The sequence below is a fragment of the Microcoleus sp. CAWBG27 genome, assembly GCF_020883145.1.
Lineage (GTDB): Bacteria > Cyanobacteriota > Cyanobacteriia > Cyanobacteriales > Microcoleaceae > Microcoleus.
Window position 1 is genome coordinate 56,626 of record NZ_JAHREU010000043.1, and the last position, 10,266, is coordinate 66,891.

At 47.9% G+C, this 10,266-nt stretch carries 1 protein-coding gene; it reads left to right on the forward strand.

Going from position 1 to position 10,266, the window contains the following annotated elements:
- Positions 1–54: 54 nt before the first annotated feature.
- Positions 55–10,116: a tetratricopeptide repeat protein gene (locus QZ938_RS21625; RefSeq protein ID WP_293353181.1), complete on the forward strand. Its 10,062-nt coding sequence runs from the start codon at positions 55–57 to the stop codon at positions 10,114–10,116.
- Positions 10,117–10,266 lie beyond the last annotated feature (150 nt).

Below are 10,266 nucleotides of genomic sequence, written 5' to 3' on the forward strand. Positions count from 1 at the left end.
ACAAACAACAAATAACAAATAACAAATAACAAATAACAAACAACAAAGACAACTATGGCTTCTAAGAAAAAATTGCAAAAATCTGCCGTCAAAATGCGTGGTGAAGATTCTTTGAACATAGCTTGGGAATATCATCAAGCGGGGCGTTTGTTAGAAGCTGAAAATTTGTACCGGCAAATTGTGGAAGCGCAGCCGGAGTCAGCAAACGTGTTGTGTTTGTTGGGAATTGCAGTCAGACAGCAGGGAAAAGTGGCTGAGGCGATCGACTTTTACGATCGCGCGATCGCCCAAAACCCGGATTTTGTAGAGGCACATTTAAACAAAGCCCATGTTTTGATGGATGTCGGCGCTACTCAAAGGGCGATCGCCAGTTACGAACAAGTGATCAAAATTCAGCCCAATTCGGCACTAGCATACAACAATTTGGGCTGGCTCAAACAGCACTTGGGCGAAATTGACTCGGCAATTTCATATTATCAAACAGCCCTCGGACTCGACCCAAACCTGGTGGAAACTGCACACAATTTAGCTGGCTTATTGAAAGAAAAAAATCAATTAAATGAGGCAGTTGCCTGTTACCTGCACGCTTTAAAAATTAATCCTAATTTGACATATTCTCTGATCGGATTGGGAAGAATTTTTCAGCAGCAAGGTAAATTCCCCGAAGCTTTCGACTGCTACCAGCAAGCTATAGCTTTAGAACCTCACAATCCGGAAGCTCAGAACAATGTCGGAGCATTTTACCACGAACAAGGCAATACTAAAGCAGCAGTTTCCCACTACCGACAAGCATTAAAACTTAAGCCGGACTTCGTGGATGCTATTAACAACCTCGCCCACGCTTTGGTGGATTTAGGTGAATTTCAAGAGGCTTTTGCTTGTCACCATCGAGCCTTGGAATTGCAGCCAGACAACGCCATCGCACACCTGGAATTAGCCTTGACTTTGCTATTGTTTGGAGATTTCCAGCGCGGTTTTGTTGAATATGAGTGGCGGTGGCGCACTTCACAAGTAGAACCGAGACAATTTCCACAGCCGCTTTGGGATGGTGCTGATTTGCAGGGTAAAACTATTTTACTCCACGTCGAGCAAGGCTTCGGCGATTCGATTCAGTTTATTCGCTACGCGCCGATGCTTCGCAGCCGAGGTGCTAAAGTTATCGTGGCTTGCTATCCGGATTTGATGCGGTTGTTTGCAACAGTGGCGGGGATTGAATATTTATCAGTTTGTTTTGAGGATTTGCCAGCATTTGACGTGCACGCACCGCTGATGAGTTTGCCGAGGATTGTGGGGACAACTCTGGAAACAATCCCGGCAAATGTTCCTTATTTGGCTGCGCCTGCTGAGTGCAGTTTTGCACTTGCTTCTGATGCAAAGTTAAAGGTGGGGATTGTTTGGGCGGGAAGTCCGCAGCGCCGTAAAGATCATCAACGTTCTTGCAGTTTAAGCGATTTTATTCAATTTTTGGATGTTCCGGGAATTGCTTTTTATAGTTTACAAAAAAACTTGTCGGAGTGCGATCGCACTTTGTTGCACCAGCATCTAGTCCCGGATTTGAGCCCGCATCTGAACGACTTTGCTGATACGGCTTCTGCTATATCTCAACTGGATTTAGTGATTAGTGTCGATACTTCTGTGGCACACTTGGCTGGTGCTTTGGGTAAACCGGTTTGGGTGCTGCTGTCTTTTGCTCCTGACTGGCGCTGGCTGCTGGATCGCGAAGACAATCCTTGGTATCCAACTGCAAGGCTTTTCCGCCAAAGTCAGCCGGAAAGTTGGCAAGAATTGTTTCAGGATGTGCAGGCGGCTTTGAGTTTGTTTGCGATCGCAAATTGTGCTATTTCTGCCGAGGATGCTGCGAAAAATCTGCCGCTGGAAATGACAGGCGCTAGCTTGGTTGAGGAAAACAAACAAATATTTGTGAGTGCGGGCGCAGCTTTAGGGAATGACTCAACAGCCAACTATTCCCAGGGAATTGAGACATCTGTTGTCGCAACGGGCGATGAAAATTCGGCTGTTTTAGAGGATTTATTGCAACAAGCAGAACATTTAATGGAAACAGGCGACAAGCTAGAGGCGATCGCACTTTACGAACAAATTATATCTCTCGCTCCCAAGTGTTTCCAAGCGCGAATTAATTATGGTTTTCTCAAACACGAAAATGGGGAATTAGATGCAGCTATTCCGCATTACCAAGAAGCTTTAGCGCTCGCTCCCAATATTCCTCAAACAGCTTACAACTTGGCAAAGATTTTTGAGGAACAAGGTAAAGTGGAACAGGCGATCGCACTTTACGAACAAGCTCTGGCTGCTGAACCGGATTTCGTGCCCGCACTGATTAATTTAGCGGTGGCGCTGCAAGAAAAGGGCGAACTGTTAAGAGCACTCGATCTGTATCGGCGAGCGCTGGAAATTCAACCCCATAGCTGGGAAGCTTACAACAATCTGGCAACTGTTTTGCAAGAACAGGGCAATTTAGAAGAGGCACTGGAGTATTATCACAAAGCGCTGGAATTGCTGCCGGACTTTGTGGAAGCTATCAACAATTTAGGCAGAACTTTTCTGGAAAAAGGCGCGGTTGCAGATGCGATCGCCTGTTACAGAAGAGCGATTTCTCTTAGCCCGGATCATGCTAGCGCTCACCTGAATTTGTCCTTGGCTTTGCTGTTGGCGGGAGATTTTGAAAATGGCCTCGCCGAATACGAGTGGCGCTGGGCTATTAAAGAATTTAAAACAGGCCATTCCTGTTATTTAACGGCACCGGGAAACACGCTTTCGGCAAGAGAATATCGGCCGCTGTGGGATGGTTCCAATTTGCAGGGAAAGACTGTTTTGCTGCACGCCGAACAAGGTTTAGGTGATTCGCTTCAGTTTATTCGCTACGTTGAGATTGTCAAAAATCGAGGCGGTAGGGTAATTGTTGACTGTTACCCGCAGTTGCACCGTTTGTTTGCCATGGTTGATGGCATTGATTTGTTGATAGTTAGAGGTGAACCGCTGCCGGAATTTGACGTGCAAGTGCCGATGTTGAGTTTACCCTATGTTCTCGGTACAAGGCTCGAAACAATTCCGGCAACTACTGCTTATTTATCCCCGCCTCGGGATGCTGAATTTGGACTTTTGCCCGATCGCAATTTGAAAGTTGGGATTGTCTGGGCGGGGAATCCCAAACACCGCAAAAATATGCAGCGTTCTTGCGGTTTGAGCAAGTTTCTGCCGCTTTTGGACGTTTCGGGGGTAACTTTTTACAGCTTGCAGAAGGAGGTTTTAGAGGCCGATCGCGCGCTGTTGAATGGAACGCCGATCGTCGATTTGAGCCCGCATTTTGGTGATTTGGCTGATACTGCTGCTGCGATCGCCAAACTGGATTTAGTAATTACTGTCGATACGGCTGTCGCCCATTTGGCGGGCGCTTTGGGCAAACCAGTCTGGATTTTGCTGGCGTTTTCCCCGGATTGGCGGTGGTTGTTGGAGCGCGAAGACAGTCCTTGGTATCCGAGTGCAAGGCTGTTTCGGCAACGGGAAAGAGGCGGCTGGGAGGGCGTTTTCGCTCGGGTGGCGGAGGCTCTAGGCGCTGTTTCTGCTGGATTTGTGCCGTCGGAGGCGGCGGATTGGGAGTTGCGGTTGGGCCGAGATTTGCAACAGCAGGGTAATTTGGGCGGGGCGATCGAATGTTACGAGCGGGCGATCGCGATCGAGCCGAATTATGCAGCCGCCTACAGCAATTTAGGTGTTGTCAAACAGCAAAGCGGGCGGTTGACAGAGGCGATCGCGCATTACCGACAAGCCCTAGAAATCGACCCGAATTTGGGGGAAACTGCGAGCAATTTGGGCAGCGCGCTGGCGGAAGCAGGAGAGAATGAAGGGGCGATCGCCCAATACCAGCGGGCGCTGTCTTTGAATCCGAATTGTGCGGAAGCGCTGGTTAATTTGGGCCTGCTGCGGGAAGAGCAAGGCGATGTGGCGGAGGCTGTCAGGTTATACCAGCAAGCGATTCAAGTCAATCCTGATTGTGCTGTGGCTTATTTGAATTTGGGCATTGCTTTAGAGGAACGAGGAGAGGAAACGGGCGCGAATTACGATCGCGCGATCGCGCATTACGAACGGGCGATCGCTATCGAACCCAATTATGTAGACGCCTTGCACAACTTAGGATACGCCTCGATCCGACAGGGCAGAATTGCAGATGCGATCGCCTATTACGATCGCGCTATGGCGCTGCAACCAGATTTAGCCGAAACTCTGATCGGTTTGGGGAGTTCCCTGCACCAGCAAGATAAGTTAGATGAGGCTCTAGCCGTTTGCCAGCAAGCAATTCAGCAGTTGCCTGCCCATGCTGGCGCTCGCTGCAATCTGGGAATTGTCCTGCACAAACAGGGGAAAATTGTAGATGCGATCGCCTGTTACCAGCAAGCTTTAAGCCTGCAACCCGACTTTCCCGAAGCTTTGAACAATCTGGGTAAAGCTTTTGAGGAAGCCGGAAATATGGCAGAGGCGATCGATTGTTACCGTAGGGCGATCGAGTTGAAACCCGGTAACATGAATCCCCTCAACGGTTTGGGGAAAGCGTTGCACAATGGCGGCCAATTTGCGGATGCTGTCACCTGCTACAGTCAAGCAGTTGAATTCAATGCAACTAACCCGGAATCTCACCTAAATTTAGGTTTGGCTTTGCTGCTGTCTGGAGAGTTGCAGCGCGGTTTTTCCGAGTACGAATGGCGGCTCATAATTAAAGACAAACAGTTTCCGTGCCACAACTTTATTCAACCGATTTGGGACGGTCAAGATTTGGAGGGAAAAACTATTTTGCTTTGCCCGGAACAGGGTTTGGGCGATGCCATTCAGTTTATTCGCTACGCAGATGCAGTCAAGCAAAAAGGCGGTAAGGTAATTGTTTGGTGTTTGCCGCACTTGCAGCGGTTGTTTGCCCAAGTTTCGGGAATCGATCAGTTAATAATTAGTCCCGACGAGGCGCCAGATTTTCAAGTTCACGCGCGGTTAATGAGTTTGCCGCACATTCTAGGAACAACTTTAGATACTATACCGGCTAATGTTCCTTATTTAGCTCCGCCACCTGGTTTGGAATGCACTCTTCCCAATACTCCTAATTTGAAAGTAGGGATTGTGTGGTCTGGAAATCCTCAACATTCACAAAATAAGGTAAGATCGTTCCCGCTAGATTTGTTGGCAAAACTGTTAGAGATTCCCGGAGCAGATTTTTACAATTTGCAAAAGCAAATGACAGCAGACGAGCGCGCTTGGCTAGCTCGAATGCCAGTCACAGATTTAAGCTCTAATTTACACGATATGGCCGTTACTGCTGCGGTAATCTCGGCTCTGGATTTAGTCATTTCGGTAGATACTTCTGTAGCGCATTTGGCGGGTGCTTTGGGCAAACCAGTATGGATTTTGCTGTGTTTTGTGCCGGATTGGCGGTGGATGTTGACCCGGGAAGATAGTCCTTGGTATCCGACGGCGCGCTTGTTTCGTCAGTCAGCAGCGGGGGATTGGGATGGAGTTTTAGAAGAAGTTACTTTGGCACTGCAAGCAAAAATTTCCGAGCATCAGGAAGCTCGACAGCCAGTAGAAATTCAATCTAATATTCAATCTAACATTCAATCTAATATTCAATCTAATATTGCAGGGATGTTTCAGCCTATTGTAGGGGCGGTGCCCCCGTGCCCGCCCTCCGAGGGGGTAGGGGCGGTGCCCCCGTGCCCGCCCTCCGAGGTAGAAGTAGGGGCGGTGCCCCCGTGCCCGCCCTCCGAGGTAGAAGTAGGGGCGGTGCCCCCGTGCCCGCCCTCCGAGTTGGTGGGGGTAGGCACGCACCATCCACTACCCCTACAAAATCGCGATCGTCCTGAGAATGAAATAGCCCTGTCTAATATTGAGTTAGCTAAGAAACAATTCGATCGCGCAAATCTGCTGAAATCCCAAGGAAGGCTTGCCGAGGCGATCGCATATTTTAAGAATGCTTTGGTTTTGCAGCCAGATTCGATCGAATCCGCTACTAATTTAGCCGTCACGCTGCACCAAACAGGCGATTTAGCCGAAGCTGCCACCTATTACCAGCGCGCGATCGAAATTGATCCAAACTGCGCTCAAGCGCAAAATAACTTGGGTATTTTGCTGCAAGATCGGGGGAATATAGCCGAGGCTGTAATTTGCTTTCAAAAGGCGATCGCCCTAAATCCCGTTTATGTCAAAGCTTTGAACAATCTCGGCGCGACTCTCCAGCAGCAGGGCGAGATTCAAAGTGCGATCGTCTATTTTCAGCAAGCACTTTCCCTCAATGCCAATTACGTACCCGCCCTAGTAAATTTGGGCGCGGCGATGCAAGCAAAATGTCAGCCAGCCGAGGCTAAAAGACTTTACCAGCGTGCAATTGAAGCAGAACCGAACAATCCTCAAGGACACTATAACCTGGGAAATTCATATTTGGCTGCTGGCGAAATAGAGCAGGCAATTTCTAGCTTTGAGTTGGCAATATCTTTGCAACCAAATTATGTAGAAGCCCTGACTAATTTAGGTAGTGCTGTGGAACTATTGGGAGACGTAAATCGGGCAGTTTCCTGTTACGATCGAGTTCTCGCAATCGCTCCAAACTGTGTTAAAGCTCACTTCAATTTAGGCTTAGTCTTGCTGTTGACAGGTGATTTGCCGCGCGGTTTAGCAGAATACGAGTGGCGGTGGCACACAGATCAGGCGAAAAAATTGCACCGGTTGAATTTTGACAAGCCGGTTTGGGACGGTTCAGATTTGAACGGACAAACTATTTTACTCCGCTGCGAACAAGGTTTGGGCGACGCCATTCAATTTGTGCGCTACGCCGCAATTGTCCGGCAAAAAGGCGGCAAAGTCATTATATCTTGCTATCAAGAACTGAAGCGTTTATTTAAGCAGATTCCGGGCATCGAACAAGTTGCGGTGCGGATGGATGAATTGCCAGATTTCCAAGTACAAGCACCGCTGATGAGTTTGCCGCACATTCTGGGCACAAATTTAGACAATATACCAGCAAATGTTCCTTATTTAGCAGCGCCGCCGAATTGGCAATTTTCGCTAAATTCCGATGGCAATTTCAAAGTTGGCATTGTCTGGGCGGGAAGTTCGGAACATTTGAAGGATTTTGTGCGATCGAGCGATTTCAGCTATTTCCTGAAATTCTTAGATATTCCCGGTGTCACTTTTTACAGTCTTCAAAAAGAAGTGTCGGCGGATGATATGACTTTGTTAACTCAAACTTCTGTCATAGATTTGAGCGACAATTTGAACGATTTTGCCGATACTGCGGCGGTGATATCGCAACTAGATTTAGTTATTACTGTCGATACCGCTGTGGCGCACTTAGCCGGTGCTTTGGGTAAACCTGTCTGGATTTTGCTCTCTTTCATGCCCGATTGGCGGTGGATGCTGACACGGGAAGACAGCCCTTGGTATCCCACTGCGCGGTTGTTTCGGCAGTCAAAACCTGGTGATTGGGATGGCGTGGGCGATCGCATAAAAGCCGCTTTACAAGAGTTAATTCCCAGTGAAGCGAAACCGCCATCAAGTGCGATCGCTCTCAACGCACTCACAAAAATAGACGTACAGTTTAACATAGCAAAGGCATTACAAAAACAAGGTAACAAAGCAGCCGCAGCCGCACGTTACGAACAAGTAATCGCCACCTCACCCAACCACGCCGAAGCCCACACTTATTTAGGTTATATCAAACAGGAAAACGGACAAATAGCCGAGGCAGTTTTGCACTACCAGCAAGCACTAGCAACCAATCCCAACCTGGACAAAACCAACTTATATTTAGGTTATGCCCTGGAAGAACAAGGAAGAGTTGCGGAGGCGATCGACTGCTATACTAAAGCAATTCAACTATCTCCAGAATCTCCAGAGTTGCGTTTGAGACTAGCATTTGCTTTGCTGTTGACTGGCAATTTCCAGCCTGGTTTTGCGGAGTACGAATCGCGCTGGCAAACTCAAGAATTGGAGCAGCGCTATTCGGCTTACCCGCTTTGGGATGGTTCAGATTTGCAGGGAAAAACTATTTTATTGCACCCAGAACAAGGTTTTGGCGATGCGATTCATTTTATCCGCTACGCACCTTTAGTCAAGCAAAAAGGCGGCAAAGTTATGGTTGCTTGCCATCAATCGCTGAAGCGTTTGTTTGAAAAAGTGGCAGGCGTAGATAATATAGTCACAAATCCGCAGAATTTGCTAGATTTTCAGGTGCAAGCGCCGCTGCTAAGTTTGCCGCGAATTCTGGGAACGACTTTGGAAAACATACCTGCAAATATTCCTTATTTAGCTCCACCCGATGATGGTAAACTTTCCCTAGAATCGAACAATAAACTAAAAGTAGGTATTGTGTGGGCGGGCGGGCCTCTGCACCGCAAAAATCACGAGCGATCCTGCAAGCTGAGCGATTTTCTGAAGTTTTTAGAAGTTCCTGGCGCCAGTTTTTACAGCCTTCAGAAAGACTTGTCGGCGGGCGATTTAACTTTATTAAACCAACAGCAAATCCCTGATTTAAGCGGACATTGCGTCGATTTTGCCGACACCGCAGCCATTGTTTCGCAACTGGATTTAGTAATTTGTGTTGATACCGCTGTGGCGCACTTAGCCGGTGCGTTGGGCAAACCTGTCTGGATTTTGCTCTCTTTCATGCCCGATTGGCGGTGGATGCTGACACGGGAAGACAGCCCTTGGTATCCCACTGCGCGGTTGTTTAGGCAGTCACAGGCGGGTGATTGGGATGCCGTGGGCGATCGTATAAAAGCAGCCCTAGAACAGCTAATTACCCGTTTCCAGGCTCAAACTGAAAATTTCCTCCCACAAACTCCGCTACAAATAACAGAAAATACTCATTTCCCGACTTTACCTGCTAACATATATCCCGAAGTTCCCCCTCAAAATATCCCCCCAGAAACCCCGCCCCAAATAACAGGAATCGGCATCAGTTGGCCAGTCAGCATCACCAGCGGCTGGGGCATTTACGGCATGAATTTAACACTGCAACTGCTGCGAAATCCCGCCTGGGAAGTTGCACTTTTAGTACCGCCGTCTATTACGTCAGAATCCATCAACCCGCTGCACAAATCCCTCTTGTCACCCGCAGTAGAAAAGCAGAAACAATTTCAGGAATTAGTAACAGCAAATTCCGACAAACAGATTAGTTGTAACTTTCCCGTACTTTACGCTTTGGGGAATAACTTAGCATCCTCGGGAGTTGAAAATCACCTAATCAGCCCTTGTCAAGTAGGAGTCATCTTTTTTGAAGACACCCGCATCACCCCAGCAGCCCTAGAAACAGCCAAAAAATATCGCGCCATTGTCGCCGGTTCCCACTGGAATGCCGATGTTTTGAGAAGCTGCGGCTTGACTAACGTCGCGATGGTAAATCAAGGAATTGACCCCGCAATTTTCCATCCTGCACCTAAATCTAACTTATTTGGCGATCGCTTCGTCATCTTCTCCGGCGGCAAACTCGAATATCGCAAAGGCCAAGACATTGTAATCGCCGCTTTCAAACGATTTCGCGCCAAACATCCAGAAGCTTTACTACTAACAACATGGCACAACTTCTGGCCTCAGTATATGCTAGGAATCGAACAAACCGGAAATGTTGCCGGACTTCCCAATATCAACCGCGACGGAAGTTTAGGAATTTCGCAATGGTTGGCGGCTAACGGTTTACCAGTTGAATCTTTTATCGACATCGGTTTAATTCCGAATCACCTCGCCGGACAAATTTTGCGAGAAGCCGACTGCGCTGTTTTTACCAACCGCTGCGAAGGCGGTACTAATTTAGTCGCCATGGAAAGTATGGCCTGCGGAATTCCTACTATTATATCAGCAAATACCGGACATTTAGACTTGATTTACAGCAATATTTGCTATCCTTTGTCGCATCAGGGACGAGTTAAACCGACTGCTCATTTTCCCGGTGTAGAAGGTTGGGGAGAGTCAGATGTTGAGGAAGTTGTCGAGGCTTTGGAGCAAGTTTATATTAATCGCGAAGCAGCGAAACGTCGGGGTTTAGCTGCGGCGAATTTTATGTTAGATTGGACTTGGGAAAAACAAGTTAAGCGTTTTCTTGATGTTATTAATGAGCTTTAGATGACCGGATGAAGAAGGACTGAAGGTATCGGCTCAATAAGTAGGGGTAGCAGTTAATCTGGCTGCCAAGACAATCCCAAGGGATAAAGAGCAGATTTGGAGCGAATAATAGTGGACAGAGAGGGAATAACTCCAAGTTGAGAAATTCGG

Coding starts and splice junctions, on each gene's coding strand:
- QZ938_RS21625 (WP_293353181.1), top strand. CDS start 55: ATGGCTTCTAAGAAAAAATTGCAAAAATCTGCCGTCAAAATGCGTGGT.